Raw genomic sequence first — 19,200 nt, 5'->3', positions numbered from 1 at the left:
TATTCGAGGCATCGTACGTGTAGAGCGTTGATTCCAGACCACCACCAGGACGGGTGACATCCACTTGACTACGATTGCCATTGTTGTCGTAACCAACCACTTCGACGGTGCCGTCGGCGTAGTCGCTTTGGATCAGGCGGTTGCCGCTGTCGTATTGGTGTGTTGTGGCGTTGCCGTTGAAGTCGGTATGACTGGTGAGGTTACCATTGACGTCGTAGGCAAAAGTCTCACTCTGACCCATTGGCAGGGTTCGGCTGAGGACTCTACCCAGGCTGTCATAGCTCCAGCTGGTAGTTCGGTTTGCTGCATCGGTCTGGGTCAGTTTGTTGCCCTGCTCGTCATAGGTGTAGCGGGTTGTACCACCCAGGGTATCTATGACCTGGGTGAGACGACCCTGTTCGTCATAGACGTACTGGGTGGTGATCGCTGCCTGATCGGTCTCATCGGTGCGGCGACCCGTGGCATCATAGCCAGTCTGGGTAGTGCTGGCGTCGGCATAGCGGACTTCAACCAGCTGATCTGCCGCATCATAGATGTACTCGGTGCGCCGGTTGAGGGCGTCGATCATCGCGGTGCGGTTGCCGTGGACGTCGTACTCGAACTGGGTGACGTTGTTTTGAGCATCTGTGGTGCTGATGCGTTGACCCACTACGTTGTAGCTGTGTTGGGTACGATTACCCAGTGCGTCAGTCTCGGCGATCAAACGGCCCCCAGCGTCGTACTCATTCTGGCTGCGCGGGTTGTCGCTGTCATCCGTCGGGGTGGTATCCGGGTGAATGGTCTCGATCAGCCGGTTGGCCGCATCGTAGACCATGCCGGTGATCTGCCCCGCCCGGTCGGTCTGGCTGATCAGGTTATTCTCCGCATCGTAACCACGCACCTCGCTTGTACCGTCTGGGTAACGGGTCTCGGTCAGGTTGCCTCTGGCGTCGTAGACGTATTCGGTACGGTTGCCCAGGGCGTCGATCTCGGCGGTCACCTGACCCGCTTCGTCGTATTCTGTGCGCGTGGTGTTGCCGAGGGGATCGGTAGTGCTGGTGCGCCGGCCTGCCGCATCGTAACCGTGACGGGTCACCTCAGTGAGGGGGGTGCCGTTGTCGGTACGGCTTCGGGTCTCGGTGAGTACACGACCCATGGTGTCGTGGCTATACTCGGTGACACTGCCATCTGCAGCAGTCTCACTGACCATACGACCCTGACTATCGTAGGCATATCGAGTGATATTGCCTTCCGCATCAGTCAGTTGCAGGGGCAGATAACCGCTGGCGTCGTAGCCAAGCTGGGTGCTTTGGTTCAGACCATCGGTAATGCCGACCATCGGACCCTTTTTGTCGATTCGAACCCCGCCAACAAAGATGTAGTTGCGGTAGTCAAAACTGGTCACCCGGCCATCTGGCGCAGTCTCGTTCTGCAGTTGATTGTACCAACTGTAGGTATTGGTTGTGACCCGACCCAGTGGATCGGTCTCAGTCAACTGGTTACCGTGGTTGTCGTAAGTCGAGACTGTGGTATTCCCCAGGGGATCGGTATGGCTCAGCTCGTTGCCGTAGCTGTCATAGCTCCGCTGGTGGGTCTCACCCAGCGCATTGGTCTCGGCCACGATATCACCCCGGTCGTTGAACACCAGGATACGGCTGTTACCACGACGATCGGTGACGGTCTGGCTGCGGCCAACCAGATCATGGACATAGTCGATCTGATTACCCTCGGCATCGATCTGGCCTATTAGACGCCCTTCGCTGTTGTAGAGGTTGCGGATCGCCCGCACCCCGCGGGCATCATAGATGTCCTGCAGGTAGTGATCGTTGATATAGGCATAGGTCGAGGTTGCCGCCGCCTGATCGGTGAAGCTGACCAGGTCGTTGGACAGATCGTAGGCATATTGCAGATTTTCTCCATCTGGCGCTTCGATCTGTTCGATTCGACCATTGGCATCACGGACGAAACTGACCGCTGCACCGCTGGAGTGTGTTATGCCGTCGTAGCCGAAGGTCAGGACCTCTCCGGAAGGAACAGTGAGGGTACGGATACCTTCGCCCTGTTCCAGTTCATAGCTCACACCTTCTCGGGTGGTGAGGCGGTAGCGGCTGATATCAAGGGGGGTGCTGGGTGCTCCGGCGTCCACCAGGTGCTGATTGACCAGTCGACCAAAATTGTTGTTTACGGCCTCAAGGGTCGAGTCAGTACCATCCAGGGGCTCAAACACGATCTCGACATCGAGTATCGGCAAGACTTCGTTGCACTCAGGGCTCGCCACAGCGCGGAAGCGCTCCACGTCACCGTCAGGATTGGTGACGGTGACAATATTATCCTGGTAGGGACGAACACAGTAGGTGGTCAGTACGCCCAGAGGACCACTTTGATAGGAGTCGAGGAACCAGTTGAATCCGGCGGGTCGGGACTCACGGACAAACATATCCTGATAGCCCACACTCCAGCCCTGCCCGAAGTCGAGAGACTCATTGCGTCTACGACTGTCGTAGGTGCGGGTAACCGTAATCGGAATACCGGCTAAGGGCACTTCCATGTCTTTGAAGGTAATACTGAAGTGACCCAGCTTCATGTCGCCGGTGACCTGTACCACACTGCTAGCATAACCTTCATTGCCCCCTGCATCGATAGCACGAAGATAGAGGCGGTGTTGACCGTTGATCAACAGCGTTGGATCGAACTGGGCAATCTCCTGGTTATCCAGAGTGTTTACCCCAGAAGCGATTAACGTCGCCTGATCCAGGTTCACTGTGCTCTGGCTCGGTGGCGCCAGCCACAACTCCCAGACCGAGAGATCGTCATCGGTGATGGTGGCAACGATCGGAGTAGGTGCTGTAATCTCACTACCATCGATCGGGCCGACCAGGGTTACCACAGGCGGGGTTGTGCTATTGGGGTCACTGACCAGAAAGCTGCCATTTTCTGTAGCGGTTCCAGATGGATCTGTCACTGTGGCAACCACCGGATGTGAGCCCAGGCCAGTCGCAGTAACCAAGGCACTGTTGGTGTTATCCAGGGTGACCGGACTACCATCAATCGTCAGAGAGACACTAAACGGATCTATCGCGTTCTGAGGTATTACCTGAAGAGTAACCGTATCGCCTTCAGCTACAGTGGCCGGCTGTATGGATAAGGCCACCGCCAGATTAGCGCCAGCTGGAAGTACATTGATCGTCCAGCCCTGCTCTACATAAGCAGTACCATCACTCACTCTCACCCGAACTGATGCACTTTGCTCGGCATCTGGCGTCCAGGTGACAACTCCACTGTTGGACAAAGACAAGCCTGCCGGGCCATTTATCAGGCTATAGCTGAGGCTGTCTCCATCTGAATCTGTCGCGACAACTTGATAGCTGTAGGCCTGATTAATTCTGGCATTAAGTCCCGGCTGACTTTGAATTACCGGTAGCGCATTGGTCGTCGTACCATCTGATGTATATAAGCCATACCTCTGGATGGCATAACCACCTCGGCCATCTTCAACACGAATTTCAATTGGGTGCGAACCGCCCTGACTGGTCTGTGGTGTCCAGCTGATAATGCCGGATATGCTATTGATGGTCATGCCTGTCGGCGCTGTCACCAAAAGATAGGTCAGGGTGTCGCCATCACTATCTGTTGCGTTGACATCGTAACCATAGGCTTGATCATAAATCGCACTGCCGACAGGCGTGGAGATGATTGTCGGTGGTGTGTTGCCTGCACCTGTAACAACGCTTAGAAGATAACTCTGGGTAGATATATTGCCCTGACTGTCGGTTGCAGTCAGCTCAACACTATGTGCACCCACTTGATCTGTCCCAGGCGTCCAGATTACCAAACCGGTTGTTTGATTGATCTGCATTCCCACCGGGTTAGTGACTAAAGCAAAGGTGATGGTATCCCCTTCCGGGTCAGTTGCTGTCATCTGATACTGATAGGGTTGTCCCTGCTGCACACTGTAGGTGGGTATGCTGGTGATCTGTGGTGAATGATTTGGTAACGCCACAATGAGTGTAAAATCCTGGGTTACCTGAAGCGATCCATCACTGACTTCGATAGTAACGGCAAAGTTACCGTTTGAATCAGGGGTCCACTGTATCAAGCCGGTGTTTGCGTCGATGGTCATGCCTGTCGGTGCTTGGAGCAGGCTGTAGCTCAGGATATCCCCGTCCGGATCGGTCGCTTCCACATCGTAGCTGAAAGGTTGAAAAGCGAATGTGCCGTATTGTGGCGTGCTGGTGATCTGTGGCGGATTATTCGACGCAGGCAGTACGTTGATTGTTAGATACTGACTGGAGAGTCCACTTAAATGGTCGCCATAAATTTGCGCAGAATGTACACCAGCAGAACCATAGGGTGGCGTCCAGCGAACCACACCACTATCTGGATCTACACTCATTCCTTCTGGGCCAGAATAGACATAGAAGAATGCTGTATTATTGTCGTCAGTGAAGCTTCTGACTAAGATATCCAGATCCAGCTCAAACAGCTCTCCCTCTACCACATCAGGGACAGTCTGGGAGGCGATAGCATTCGAGGCATGATTATATTCCACACCCAGCAGATAATTCTGTGTGTCTGAAGCACCAGCGTTATCTGACAGAGTCAGATCGACTGTATAGGCTGAAGCCATATTGTTGTTAGTCTGACATTCAAGCACACCTGTTTCTGGTACGGCACGAACAACCAGTTCGCCAACAAAGTCTGTCGGCACCAGATTGTCGAATTGGAGTATTCGGGACTCTCTGATTGCAAGATCAGACAAGTTATGTGAGCCTAAAAGCTGGCCATTGTTTAACGGATCTCCGGCAAAGAGTTCAATATCCAGCGAACCTGAGTAGTCTGCAGTACCCCGGTTGGCAACTTTCACGCTAACCGACTGATGATGATCTCCCTGTGGTACATCAACCCATATGTCGGGCAATCCGTCGTTGAAGCTAATCTGTACCGGTATTACGAGTTGATCTGAATTGTTTACGCTCCATGGATTCGGAGCACTTTGGTTGACCGCAAGCTGACTATCCAGACCCTGAGGTTGCCACCAACTTTGATAGATAACTTTTGGTATATCTTGAGCTGCGTGGTCGATCTCCAGCGAGGTTAAATTGAGATAAGTTGAACCGGTACTTGCGATCTCAAGTCTACCATCACCGTCAAGGTCAACGACGATAGGTTTGGCAAATGAACTCACAGTCCCAGAATAGGTATAGGCCATCTCAATTCCGGTTAAGGAATCGAGAATTTGAGTACGGTTACTTCTATTCAGTAGAATCTCAACTCGACCATTCCCCTTCAGGTCAGCCGCTGTAGCGGCATTACCGTCTTGTCGAGTCGTTACCTCTGCATGCCATCTCACATTACCTAAATGATCGAGCAGAACATCTTCACCTGGGATAAATATCTCAAGTTCCGCATCATTATCCATATTGCCCACAATTGGCTGACCGATGTATTCAATCGGGTTTGGCCCCCAGAGGAATTGTCCATCATCATCCAGAAGACTTACGGTTGCGACTGATGGATCGGCTTGACTCCTTTCAACCAGTACGACTTCCGGCTGAGGATCGGTATCGAAATTGGCAAACGCAGAATAGGCCAACTTTGAACTATGCCCGTCTGCAAATGGTGCACGCCATAATTCGGCTCCAGAAGCAGAATAGATGACACCACCCCGCACCAGATCCTTGACTCCATCCATGTTGATATCTACCGGATAGATAGGACTGGATAAACCAGCAACAGGTGCGGCTGCAATACGATCGAAATGTAATAGTTGATTGCCTTGTGAATCAAAAACAGAATGGCCCACTATAATCTCAGGTGCCCCATCAGCCTGCAGATCAGATATTGTAATTTGCCCACTATAAAACGCACTATCTGATACCGGAACGGTAGATCGCCATAAGACACGACCATCATCGCTGCTAATCGCCACCAATAATCGATTGCTGGCTTGAACCATAAGAATATCGGGGACATGATCACCATTGATATCAGCAATTGCCGGAGCGTAGTACTGAGAGGGACGTGAATTGATATCATTAATGGAATGCGACCAGAGAGGTTGATCACTTGATCGATCATATGCTTGTAGAAGTGCACCCACTCCAACGTATTGAATTATAAAAATCGCACGCTCATCACTCCGGTCAATAACACCATCCAGATTCGTATCTGTGAACGGTGCCGCCAGTAAGTGATGACCGAGATTGGAAATCCTTCGCTGACCTATTTTTCTGATGGGTAATGCCGCACTAAATGCAGCATTATTATGGTTTTTGCACAAGTAATCAGATGCCTCCAAATGGCGTGGATAGACCCCTGTTACCCAAATTCTATTCCAATCGATCAATGCGAACTGGTTATCCACCCCATAGGTTTGATTAAGGTTTGCAACCAGATTGGGAATAGTGGAAGCAATTTGAAGATCGTAATCTTCACGAACATTACTATCCTCATACTCTAGGGTATAGCGGTATGATTGATTCAGACTGACTATCTCACCAGGCGTTGTAGTAATTGCCGGAGGCTGATTTTCCGTATCGCCAAACAGCATAAATGAGAGTGTATCCCTATTACCAAACTGATCCCTCACCATCATACTGATTAAACGCAGACGGTTTATATCTGCATCACTCGGTATCCATTCGATCCTACCGTCATTGGCATCGATGGTCATACCAGCAGGCATTTCCAGCAGTGAAAATGTCAGGCTGGCAGTTGGATCTGCATTTACTGAAGGGGTGAACTGGTAGGATTGATTAATCGTTGCACGATTATTGTCAGGCGGCCCATCGAACGTTGGCAACTGATAGCTGCCACTCACATTGAGGGTAAAAGTCTGAGTATCAGTAGCCGAACCGAGATCTGTAACAGTGATAGTAAAACTCTGTTCGCCTAAATCTGCCAATGTTGGATTAAAGGTAAACAATCCGGTATCGGGATCAATCTGTGCCGAACGATTTGTATCCAAGGTAAACAGATGATCATCACCTCTATCTGGGTCATCTATTGTCACTTGATAGCGATAGGTTTGATTCAGATAGGCCTGAGCCTCAGGCAGGGAGTTGATGACAGGCTGTTGATTGACATTCTGCACCGAAATTGCAAACAGTTGGGTATCACTGTTGCCCTGATCATCTGAAGCTGTAGCTATAACTGTGGGTACACTTAACTCATTGTTATCGACAAGGCATTCGACACCTGACACGGCCTCAATACTCACAGCCAAATGACTGGGTAGTGATGCACTATCTATTCCAAAGCTGACTAACCGTTCTTCATCTATTGCAAAATTGGTTAGTGTCTGAGTACCAATCACTGTATTGGCACTATCGGCATCCAACAGACTAACCGTTATCGGTGTGTCTACCTGAGCAAGCCCCCGATTGACCAAGTTCATTTCAACAGTAACAGAACTATTCTGCGATTCTGTAATGTTCAGGTTTTGTATTGCAAGATCCGCCAAACCACGTTCAGCCTCATTTACCATTGAGGTACGGTACATTCTGCTGGTAAGGGCTTTTCTTAACGACTCATGCTGATCGAGCGATCTAATCGTTGCAATATCCCAAGCCGCGCCTCCGCTAGCCAAAGCCGGTAAAACAAAGGGTTCTGTGAAATTTGAATAGAAGCCGTGAGTTGTCGTTTCCAGGGGGGTTCTGTCAATATCACAGGATTCAAAACCACCAGCACCGTCAGTCACATAACCCTGACCTTCCGCATCGATACCTAAAGCTCTTCGACCATCAAGACAATAGATAGTCATAAAGGTAACGACATTTACGTTGAAATTGCCATCGATCAATCTTTGAGTGAAAGATTCCAGAGTCTCTCCATTGCCGAGGCTACCTTGCTGAGGCTCATCAGGAATCCAGATCAGATTTTTTACGACATCACTTCTGAACGGATAGGTGTCTATTGTGAACTGCAGCGCTTGAAGTCCATTTTCCGGAGGACCTCCACCGCCAGGACTGGCCCCATCATAGCTAACCTCATAGAGATCGGCGATGGAACCGAACAACCCTCCATTCAATAACTGGGTTTCCACTCGGGTAGCGAATCCTACCAGACCATATCTATTCTGTTCCGGTTCAGCACCGATTCCGATCATTTTCAGATCCGCGTTGAGTGCCGCCATTGCATCGGCAACCCATGGCCAGGTATCTTGATTTGATGCCGAACCATCTACCACCATCACAGCATCCATTGCGCGAGGTCTTTGCGATTCACTCGTAGCCGGTAAGCGACAATATTGATTTGGATTCAGATTTCCAAAGGATTGTGTGGCATCAGGTGCCCAACTGATCACTCCATTTTGTGGATCAATCATCATGCCGGCAGGGGCTGAGATTAATGAATAACTGATTGGGTCACCATCTGAGTCGATGGCTTCAACATCATAATTGTAAACAGTGCCTTCTGTAGCTGTAATCACCGGCATACTGGTGATAATTGGTGCACCATTCGAACCGGTGACAACAATCGTGAATGATTGCATATCACTCAGTCTGCCTGCATCCGTTACCATTACCTCAAGCGTATTATCGCCAAGTTGTTGGTTATCTGGTGTCCACTGAATCAGTCCACTGACAATATCAATGACCATCCCCTGGGGGGCAGTCACCAAACTAAAACTAAGGTTATCACCAGCATCCGGGTCTGATGCTTCGACATCGTATTGGTAGCCTTCGCCTTCATTGGCTGTAGTGATTGCAGCACTGGTGATTGTTGGTGGATCATTGAAGAATGCGACTGCTAGTGTATAAGTTTGTGTCGCTTCCGCTCCTGCTTGATCCTGCACGCGCACGATTACTTGAGTCGTCCCGATGTCTGTATTACTGGGAACCCAGGTGATCATTCCTGTAGCAGCATCAATGGCCATACCGACTGGTGCAGTCGTCAAACTATAGTTAAGGCTGTCCCCTGGATTCGGGTCATTGGCCTCGACATCATATTGATAGCTTTGGGTCTCTGTTGCAGCAGTAATCGGAGTGGAGGTTATGCTTGGTGGTAGATTCGCCATGGTGACAGTCAAAGAGAAACTCTGTTCTGCAGTTAGACCTGTTTGATCCTCTACCCGGACAGTGACGGCATGCTGTCCCGCACTACTCAAAGGTGGTAACCAATTGATCAACCCGGTAGCTGTATCGATTGTCATTCCTACAGGCGCATTGATCAGCTCATAGCTCAGTACATCACCCGGATTCGGGTCACTGGCCTCGACATCATATTGATAGCTTTGGGCCTCTATTGCAGCAGTAACCGGTGTGGAGGTTATGCTTGGCGGTAGATTCGCCATGGCGACAGTCAAAGAGTAACTCTGTTCCGCAGTTAGCCCTGTTTGATCCTCTACTCGGACGGTTACAGCATGCTGCCCCGCACTACTCAAAGGTGGTAACCAATTGATCAGCCCGGTAGCTGTTTCAATTGTCATTCCTATGGGTGCATTGGTCAGTTCATAGCTCAACACATCCCCTGTATTTGCGTCTGTGGCTTCAACATCATATTGGTAGGCCAGGTTTTCTGTACCATTTAACGGAGGAATCGATATGATTTGTGGGGAGAGGTTTTCTTGTGCAATGGTCAGTGAGTAATTTTGTGTTGCGCTCAGTCCCCCCTGGTCCGCTACACGAACAGTAATTGCATGTTCGCCCGCACTACCGCTGAGAGGTAGCCAACTGATTAGGCCGGTGGTCGAATCTATGACCATGCCAGATGGCGCACTGGTCAACTCGAAAATCAGTATGTCACCAACATCGGCATCAGTAGCCTCAACGTCATATGCGTAAGCTTGGTTCTCATCACCAGTATCAATAGGCGTGGATAGAATCTGAGGCGCCTGATTGACACTTGTTCCCTCAGTCACACTCAAAGAATAGCCTTGCTGATCATACATGCCGCCATCGTCTACAGCGCGAACTGTAACGGTATAGACCCCAAGTTGGTCAAGCTGAGGCGTCCAGGTCACTAGCCCAGTATCGCTGTCAATCGTCATACCTGTCGGGGAAACAGAAAGCGAATAGTGTATGGCATCACCTTGCAGATCGATCGCATCTGCATCGTATTGGTAGGGTTGCCCCGTTATTGCTTCAATGGATGGTGTTGTAATAAAAACTGGTGGTTTGTTACCGATCCGTAGTTTTGGCGTGAGATATAAAACCGGTGACTGACAAATAGCGTTACCACTATCGTCAATCTCTTTGACTACATATTGATAATTCACATTTGAAGAGAGTCCGGAATCCAGGTAACTTGGATCTGTCGACATCATCTGTGAAAGCAGAATAAAGCTAACACCATCATCATCACTACGGTAGACGTAGTACATAGGCGCACCTGAATGCGCCCAGATCAATTTCACCTCAGTGTCGGTCGTTTCCGCTTCCAGGTCTGTCAGACAGTAGTTACTACTGTTGGTATCGATGGTGACACTCTCTGTTGCTGAGAGCAGCGTCGGTGCCATCATCAATAAACTGACAACTGACAGAAGGTATCTGAAAAACGACATATCCTTTCTCCAAACTACTTTGAGTAGTCCCTAATACAACTCACTTCGAGTGATGTTAAATAGCTCAACTAAAATCAGACTAAGTACAATACCGCTAAGGCAAGGCAGCATGAGATTTCAGTTTTCTAGCTCACACCAGACCTTACTGCTGACTGAGTTGCCCCAGTCGCAATTGACTTACAGTTTTAGGAATACCAATTGATTGGAATTTTGCTCTGACCAATACGAGAGTCAGGCAACCCAGCAATTGGGGGCGCCTGAACTGAATAAATCCTCAAAAACTGCTCCAAGAAAAAGACATCCGTGATGCATACAACGCTTTGATCAATAACAATTCGGATTGCTAGTGCAATCAACATGCCATATCAATTTTTTTAACTATTTACACTTACTTACAAGCATTTAATATATCCTCAAATGGTACCTCATGTAAATAATACCGACATGAAATATAGTCGTTTTAGTCTCTTTTCAAATCTGAAATAGAATAAGGTGTCAACAACCCATACACTAATAATTTGATGCTCATCAAATCTATGAGGCTCTAAGATGAAGTAGAGTCTGATTTCTATCGGACAGAATAAGTCATCAGCACGAAAAGTGATTTCACTGAACTGATTTCAATATTTAGATTCTTCTTCCAAGCGTAAAATTTTCTGACAAATTGCTATTTGGGTTCGTGGGTAACTTTGAATGGTGAATTTCGTAAATCTATAGAAAGAAAAAATGATAAAGATTAGTTAGTTGATCGAAAATCAGTACTACTTCTGCTGCATGCTTTGTGTTGCAAGATAGACCCTGGCATCTGAATGATTGGCCCAACCAATTTGATGCTGATTTAGGTGCGCTCTTTTTTCTCCCTCCAGAAAGGTGTGTAGCGGTTGTATCCCCTCTTCCATATTCCGCCACATCACCAATAACTTCTCCATGACAGGAAGGTAGGTCATACCCTCCATCTCAGCATCACAGGCATAGACATGCCCATAGGGCAGGATGTGCTGACTCTCAGCGTACAAGTACTCATGGACATTATTGAGTGAGATATCCCCACCCTGGTTCAGCAGCTCACCCAAAGTCGGCAGCGTTGTTGGCAATTGAGGACAGGACGATTCAATATCTTGCAAAACAGGTAAAAAAGCACTTTTGCCCCGCACATCGCAAGCGTAGTCGAAGCCTGTTTCCTGCTGTAGCCGAATCAGGTGCGGGTTGGTTTGCCAACCTGCAGAAGCCATCGATTTTGGTTTATCTCCGAAGACTGAAGCGTAGTCATCGATTGCTTGATTCAATTCCGCTCGCGTCCAGCGCTCATCTGCATAGGCCAGGCTCTTTATCCAACGGGCGCGATCATGACATAAAATACCGGTTTCATGCCCTGCCGTGGCTACTGAGCGCATTATCTCTGCAGCTTCTCTGGATATCCGTGGTGGCATCAACAACAGGCCATACAAACGGGATTTCAGAGGTAGTTGTGGATACCAGGGTTGCTTTACCCTATCCAGCAAACGGCCACTTTTATCCGCACCGGTTGCAAAGAAAAAGCTGGCCTGCACCTGATACTCATCGAAGAGTCTCAGAAGAGCAGGCACACCCTGTTCTGCACCAACCAGTGTATTAACTGCAATTCTCAATCCTAGCTTCATACGGATTCAAGATAGCGACAGAGTAGCCCATTGGTAACATCTTCAGATGGTAAGGCAAGCCGCACCTGGTAGCCACCACCTGGCGCCTCCTGCATGGCATTACCATACCTGTCTTCCATTTTTTGAAGGACGAAATCCTGGTTTCCTGCCGGGGACATCAGTTCAAGGCGATCACCGACTCGGATTTTATTTTTTACATCTATTTCCACCAGACCTGACTCTTGATCAACACCGGTTATTTCACCAACGAATTGCTGACGCTCAGTTTGAGAACTTCCGAAACGGTAGTTCTGTAACTCATGGGACTCGTGTCTTTGGTAAAAACCATCGGTATAACCCCGATTGGCCAGACTCTCCAGATCCGCCATCAATTGAGGCTGAAATGGACGACCAGCCAGAGCGTCATCTATCGCCTGTCGATATACCTGTGTTGTTCGGGCAGTGTAGTAGTGGGACTTGGTGCGACCCTCGATCTTGAGACAATCGACACCGATCTCCACTAGCCTGGTGACATGTTCTACTGCACGAAGATCACGGGAGTTCATGATATAGGTGCCGTGCTCATCCTCAAAAACAGGCATCTGCTCACCCGGACGGCCATTCTCTTCCAGATAGTAGATCTCATCTGCCGCACTGTGTCGCACAACACCAGCGGGACCAGTTTTCAGTTCAGGGGAAGCGACAGGTTGTGACATTTTGTAATCCCAACGACAACTGTTGGTGCAGGTACCCTGGTTAGCATCACGGTGGTTGAAATATCCCGATAGCAGACAACGTCCTGAGTAGGCTATACAAAGCGCTCCGTGAATAAAAACTTCCAGCTCCATATCGGGACAATGTTGCCTGATCTCTGCCACCTCATCCAATGAGAGTTCCCGGGAGAGAATCACCCGGGTCAACCCCTGTTGCTGCCAAAATCGCACCGCCTCGGCATTCACGGTATTCGCCTGCACAGAGAGGTGAATCGGCATCTCCGGCCAGCGCTCTCTGACCATCAGAATCAATCCGGGATCGGACATAATCAATGCATCAGGAGACATCCCGATGATCGGTTCGAGATCTTTAATGAAGGTTTTAAGCTTTGCATTGTGCGGCATGACATTACAGGCCAGATAGAACTGACGCTGTAGTGCATGAGCTTCAGCGATACCGGTAGCGAGATTATCTTCAAGGAAATCATTGTTTCTCACCCGCAGGCTATAGCGTGGTAGACCTGCATACACTGCATCTGCACCATAGGCGAAGGCATAACGGGCGTTTTTAAGTGTGCCCGCTGGGGCCAGTAGTTCTGTCTTTTTTGGCATATTCTAATCAAGTAAATTTAGTGTAGGGTGACCTGGTAGGTCTCAACAATGGTACCTAAAAATAGTCGCTCACGTTTCACTTCCACCTTTACAGTATCACCAACTTCCCGATCCATCAGAGCTATACGCAGATCTGCGTAGCTATCGATTGGATGATCATCTATTGAGATCAATTGATCCTTCTCCTTGAGCCCCGCTTCTGCTGCACCACTCCCCTCACTCAATCCACTCACCACAGGAGGCCGGCTCTCTACATCAAGAAAAACCCCCAGCTTGCCACTTGGCGGCAATTCCTGATTACCAGCCAGAATCAGATAATCTGCCAGATCAGGATTCAGTTCAGCAGAACTGCTGACGTTGAGAACGATTGCCTGACTCACCTCTACCCGACGTGCAAGTCGGCTAGGGATACCATCCCCGTAGATCAGGTGGCCTGCGCCGGCAAGGATGACCATATGGCCATCCGGATTATGCTTCAACCATTTTGCTGCTTGTTCAGCCATGCCCTCGTCCCACAGCAACTGCACATCGAGAAATCGTTCAAAATCACTACCTTCCCGATGTGGATGGGCCTCATAAATTGTCTTTAGTCGAGCACGATAGGCTTCATTTTCCCGATCTATCTCCGCAGGAATACGCAACTTCATCTCATCAGATAGATTTTCAATACCTTCACGACCGGCCTGACTGGTAATTTCGCTCTCCAGATTCAAGGCGATCAGAGGAATACCCTCTTCTCTGGCAAATCGAAAAATGGGTCGATAGAGGCGATAATCAAAACGCCACCTGCTAAAATACTCTGTTTGTTCAATCAGTTCCGCCTCATCGATCTCACCTGAGATATAGAGATCCAGGTACTTTTGATAGGGCTGAAAAAAGAACTCAAGGCCTATTCCCAGGTCTGAATGTTTGGCATGTAGCCCCTTGATAATCGAAAGCTGGTTGAGATGGTGCTGATACTGATCATGGCTCTCACCAACAAAAACCACCTTTTTATCAGAGACCTTCTCCACCAGACTGGAGAGGTCAATCAGTGTCGATAGATCCACCACTGGATCAGAAGATTTTTCATTTGCATAGGCTCCTGTCATGATGCTGGCCATGATTGTGAAAGTCAGAAATTTTCGTAGCACAACTATCTCCAGGTGCAAAGAGTCACTTGCTTGGTACAGAACTTATCTCAGACGCCTTAACTCGACAGCCATGGCTGTCAGGTAAATATAATCAAAGCAGTCAACATGATACGCATCTTATGACCAGAATATCATCTTTACGTTTCATACTTCCCTGGTTACTGGCAGTGATTAATCCAGCGGCAGCCTCTTCACTGATTCAACATAACTTGCAAGTTGAGTTGAATAGTGACAAGCACTATCTGCATGTGATTGATCAGATCGAGTTGGCTGACATAGAACAGCGGGAATTCCTGCTTCATGATGGTCTCAATCCTCGCAGTCTCACGCCCGGCGTGGCCATCAAGCGACTGGGATCAGTTTCAGGCTCTATTCCAATCGCCGCCTATCGGCTCAGCATGCCAGAAGGACAACAGACTATCACCCTGGAATATGACGGGGTGATCTCCCACCAACTGAGACGCACCCAGGAGAGTCCGGGAAAAAGCCAGGAACGACTACCAGGGACTATCTCATCCAAGGGGGCCTATCTGGATGCAGGCGTCGCATGGTATCCCTATTTCCAAAACAGCCTGCAGACCTTTTTGATGCGTGTCTCTCTACCTGAGGGGTGGCTCGCAATCAGTCAGGGAGAGGGTCCGGTGATCGAAGATTATGGTGATCAGGTGCAGATAAGTTGGCATGAAACCCAGCCCCAGGATGATATCTACCTGGTTGCAGGCCCTTACCAGCTCTATCAACACTCTGTCGATGGTGTGGAGGCACAAGTTTTTCTTTCTCAGCCTGATGAAACTCTGGCTCAACGCTATCTTCAGGCAACAGAGGATTATCTCTCGCTCTATCAGAAACTTATCGGAGACTATCCCTATCACAAGTTTGCCTTGGTAGAGAATTTCTGGCAAAGCGGATATGGCATGCCCTCGTTCACACTTCTCGGTTCCAGGGTAATAAGACTGCCCTTTATTCTACACACCTCCTATCCTCATGAGATTTTGCACAACTGGTGGGGAAACAGTGTCTATATAGACTTTCAACAGGGTAACTGGTCTGAAGGATTGACCAGCTACCTCGCTGACCACCTGCTGGCAGAGCAGCGTGGCAAGGGCGACCACTACCGACGCAATCAACTGCAGCGCTATAACGATTTCATACATCAACAGAATGACTTCCCCTTAAACCGCTTTCGCAGCCGACACAGCAGCGCCAGTCAGGCAGTCGGCTATGGTAAAAGCCTGATGCTGTTTCATATGCTGAGGCGTCATTTGGGTGATGAGACTTTCATCAAAGGGTTAAGGCGCTTCTATCAGAATAACCGATTCAAAGTGGCGGGTTTTCAAGACCTTCAACAGGCATTTGAAGAGACCGCAAAAGATGACCTAGACGATCTCTTCGAGCCTTGGCTCACCAGGACCGGTGCACCCAAGCTCGCTCTTCAGGATGTCAAAATTGAGAAAACAGCAAAGGGCTACCGGATCAAGGGAACGCTTACTCAAATTCAGCCATCCTCCCCTTTTCCCATTGAGGTGCCGATACTGATCCAGCAGCAGAACTCCGAGCCAACTCTGCTGCGACTGCCGATGAACCAGCGGAAAATGCCATTCAGTGTTGATCTCTCTAGTAAACCCACACAACTCGATGTCGATCCCTGGTTTGACCTGTTCCGACACCTCTTCCCTGAAGAGACTCCACCCACCTTAAGCAACCTGTTTGGTAGTGAAAGTCTGCTTATCCTGCTTCCTGCCGATGCCTCAAAGATCATGCAGCAAGCCTATAGGGCTTTAGCAAATCGTTGGAGTGACGGCTATCCCGCAATTGAGATCGCTTTGGATAGTGATATTGATAAGCTTCCCAATGATCGTCCTGTATGGATACTCGGTTGGGAGAACAGATATAAAACGGCTTTTTTAAAGATACTTGATGGCTATCCGTTACAACATAAAAATGGCGCACTTGAGCTCAACAAGACGAGTTTATCCATCAAAGATCATAGCTTTGCTCTGGTCAGTCGCCGGTCGACAGAGGGAAAATCAATGGCCTGGCTGGGGACAACTTCACCTGAGACACTTCCAGGACTAGCAAGAAAGCTGCCGCACTATGGCAAGTACAGCTATCTGGCATTTCATGGTGCTGCCCCAAACAATGTCTTGAAAGGAGAGTGGCCGGTTACTGAATCACCCCTACGTAGATCGTTCACTGAAGATAAAATCCTACTTGAAGCACCAAAACCACCACCCTTGGTGAACATCACTGATTCGATTCGGTCAAAGCAGTCTCATCACTGAACGAGTGGAAAATCAGCTTCTCATGTTAATGCTATTTTATGGAAGAAAGATAACCTGGAGGTTTGTACTACTGTGGCTGTTTTTCAACCTATCCCACAGCTTTGCCGATGAAACCCTTGAGATCCAACTGCCAAGAGACCGACTTCAGGCAGATCAGATTGGTGTCGTAGTCAACGATAAAGACCCACTCAGCCTGCGTATCGGAAAATACTACATTGAGGCCCGAGGCATCCCTGAAGAGAATCTTCTTCATGTCAGTTTTCAACCAGGGAAAAAAAGCATATCTCCTAAACATTTCGCACAGATCCGAAAGTCTCTGCTGAATGAGACAGCAAAACATATCCAGGCTTATGCCATAACCTGGATCACCCCCTATCGGGTGAGCTGCATGTCGATCACCTCGGCATTTACCTTCGGTTTCGATAACTCTTGGTGTTCAGAAAAGATCTGCGCTTCAACCCGCAATAGTCCATATTACAACTACGACGGTAGTACTCCCTATACGGATCTCTCGGTACGCCCCACGATCAGCATAGCAGCAAAAAACTTTGACGATGCCAAAGCTTTGATCGACAGAGGTATCGCATCAGACGGCACCTTACCTAAGGGTACAGCCTATCTGATGAGTACCAGTGACAAACAACGCAACGTCAGGGCAAGGGACTATCTGATGACCCGTAATCTGATGCAGCGATGGATTGATACCCGAATAGTGAGGGGAGATGCCTTACGGAACCGGAAAGATGTTCTTTTCTACTTTACCGGTAAGACACATATCGATGGTTTGAACACTTTGACCTTTCTCCCAGGCGCAATCGCCGACCATCTCACCTCCACAGGGGGCAGACTGGACGGAAGCAAACAGATGAGTGCTTTACGTTGGCTGGAAGCAGGTGCGACAGGCAGCTATGGCACAGTTGTTGAGCCCTGTAACCATTTAGGTAAATTCCCTGATCCTCGTCTTGTCATCGAGCACTACAGCCATGGAGAGACCCTGCTTGAAGCATATTGGAAAAGTGTGCAGCAACCTGGAGAAGGCATATTTATCGGCGAGCCCCTGGCTGCCCCTTTTGATCGCATTGAGTTGAGAAAATCGGCAACAGGCATAGTTTTAATAACCCGAAACCTTAAGCCAGGGCAGTATCAACTCAGCCATGCCCGCAACCCTATTGGCCCTTTCAAAAAAATCCAGACCCTTAGGGTGAAGCCCCATCAGGATAGATTCAAACTTACTGCAACCAGCTCGGGTTACTACAGGCTTGAAGCTCTGTAGCAGAGGCATGCTCTAATTAAACTTTATTTTTATAACTAGTGTGGTGCGTCATACTAGAATCCGGGGGTTGTTTACTCAAACCAGTACCAAACAGCCCTGTGCCAACGCCTCTGATGATAGCTTTGAGCTTTGTAGCACGATTCTCCTCAAACATCAGGATTCGGAAAAGATCCTGCAGGGTCGCCAGAACATCGTAAACAATGAATCCGGGAAAACGAAAAAGATACTCTCGCCAAATACGGGTACGATTACGATAGATAGTAAATCTGCGTTTTGCTGAGTGATTCCAGGCCCAAAACCGACGTCCTAAAAACTGATGTTCAGTCTGAGCACCCAGATTGTGCAGCAATACGGCGTCTCTGACAGCAACAATGCGATACCCCTTGTCGATAGCCCGAAGACAGAAATCCACATCCAGATAATCGATATTGAAAGATTCGCGAATTAATCCAATCTCACGAAACAGATCGGCCTTAATTAAACTTCCCGAACTGATCGCGATATAGAGGTTCTGCAAAACAGATTTCTGGGAAAAATCATCAATCCCGAACAGAGGCTGCCTAAATTGTCCATAGGGTGAAACGACATATCGCGCTTCCCGCTTAACGCCTTGCTCCTGAAGTTGAGGAACCAGGATAGCTGTCTCAGCTGCAAGATTATAGTGCTGTGACGCCTCTATCAGCAGAGACACCATCTGCTTTTCCGCACTGCTGTCATCATCCATCAATAATACCCAGTCAGCCTGCTCATCCAACGCAGTTGAAATGCCGATATTCTGTGCTTTGGCCAAACCAAAATTCTCACCATTTTGGATCAGCTTGACCCGTTTTCCATCTGCCTCAACAATTTGGCGCAACAACGCCTGAGCATCACTACTGTTGCTATTATCCACAATCACCACCAAATCAACCTGATCAAGATAGCTTTTGAGAGCAATCTCAAAGCGATGATCTACGTTGTAAGTGACGGTGACAGCAACCACTTTTGTTTTCGAAACATCAGACATAGGGCTATTGTCGCTGATCAGGATGGTCCTAGTCACATATCTTTTTCAAATGGCCCAGTTCTCAATCCCCTTAAAGTGA

At 48.8% G+C, this 19,200-nt stretch carries 7 protein-coding genes; 2 read left to right on the top strand and 5 right to left on the bottom strand.

All coding sequences use genetic code 11. From position 1 onward, the window contains the following. The 4 genes from AC4IFB_RS10850 to AC4IFB_RS10835 form a co-directional block, all read right to left on the bottom strand. Positions 1-10,483, bottom strand: a 10,483-nt coding sequence (locus tag AC4IFB_RS10850) for a putative Ig domain-containing protein (RefSeq protein ID WP_490780174.1), incomplete at its 3' end; no start/stop codon positions are given. A gap of 761 nt (positions 10,484-11,244) precedes the next feature. After that, positions 11,245-12,123, bottom strand: a complete 879-nt coding sequence (locus AC4IFB_RS10845; protein ID WP_490780173.1) for a polysaccharide deacetylase family protein — start codon at positions 12,121-12,123, stop codon at positions 11,245-11,247. Next, positions 12,120-13,427: a prephenate-dependent tRNA uridine(34) hydroxylase TrhP gene (gene trhP, locus AC4IFB_RS10840; RefSeq protein WP_490780172.1), complete on the bottom strand. Its 1,308-nt coding sequence runs from the start codon at positions 13,425-13,427 to the stop codon at positions 12,120-12,122. Before trhP ends, AC4IFB_RS10845 begins: the two co-directional genes overlap by 4 nt. Before the next feature lie 17 nt (positions 13,428-13,444). Beyond that, complete coding sequence (locus AC4IFB_RS10835; protein ID WP_490780171.1) at positions 13,445-14,560, bottom strand: ChaN family lipoprotein; 1,116 nt, start codon at positions 14,558-14,560, stop codon at positions 13,445-13,447. A gap of 119 nt (positions 14,561-14,679) precedes the next feature. On the opposite strand from AC4IFB_RS10835, the gene AC4IFB_RS10830 reads away from it, so the two are divergent. Then, positions 14,680-16,842, top strand: a complete 2,163-nt coding sequence (locus tag AC4IFB_RS10830; protein ID WP_490780170.1) for a M1 family metallopeptidase — start codon at positions 14,680-14,682, stop codon at positions 16,840-16,842. 22 nt (positions 16,843-16,864) lie between these two features. After that, positions 16,865-18,115, top strand: a complete 1,251-nt coding sequence (locus tag AC4IFB_RS10825; RefSeq protein WP_490780169.1) for a TIGR03790 family protein — start codon at positions 16,865-16,867, stop codon at positions 18,113-18,115. A gap of 16 nt (positions 18,116-18,131) precedes the next feature. On the opposite strand, the gene AC4IFB_RS10820 is transcribed toward AC4IFB_RS10825, so the two are convergent. Beyond that, positions 18,132-19,157 carry a glycosyltransferase gene (locus AC4IFB_RS10820; RefSeq protein ID WP_490780168.1) on the bottom strand — a complete coding sequence of 342 codons (1,026 nt, stop codon included), beginning with the start codon at positions 19,155-19,157 and terminating at the stop codon, positions 18,132-18,134. Positions 19,158-19,200: the final 43 nt, after the last annotated feature.

The organism is Candidatus Thiodiazotropha sp. AKIB8, assembly GCF_058244675.1.
This window is presented reverse-complemented; position numbering and strand designations above follow the sequence as displayed.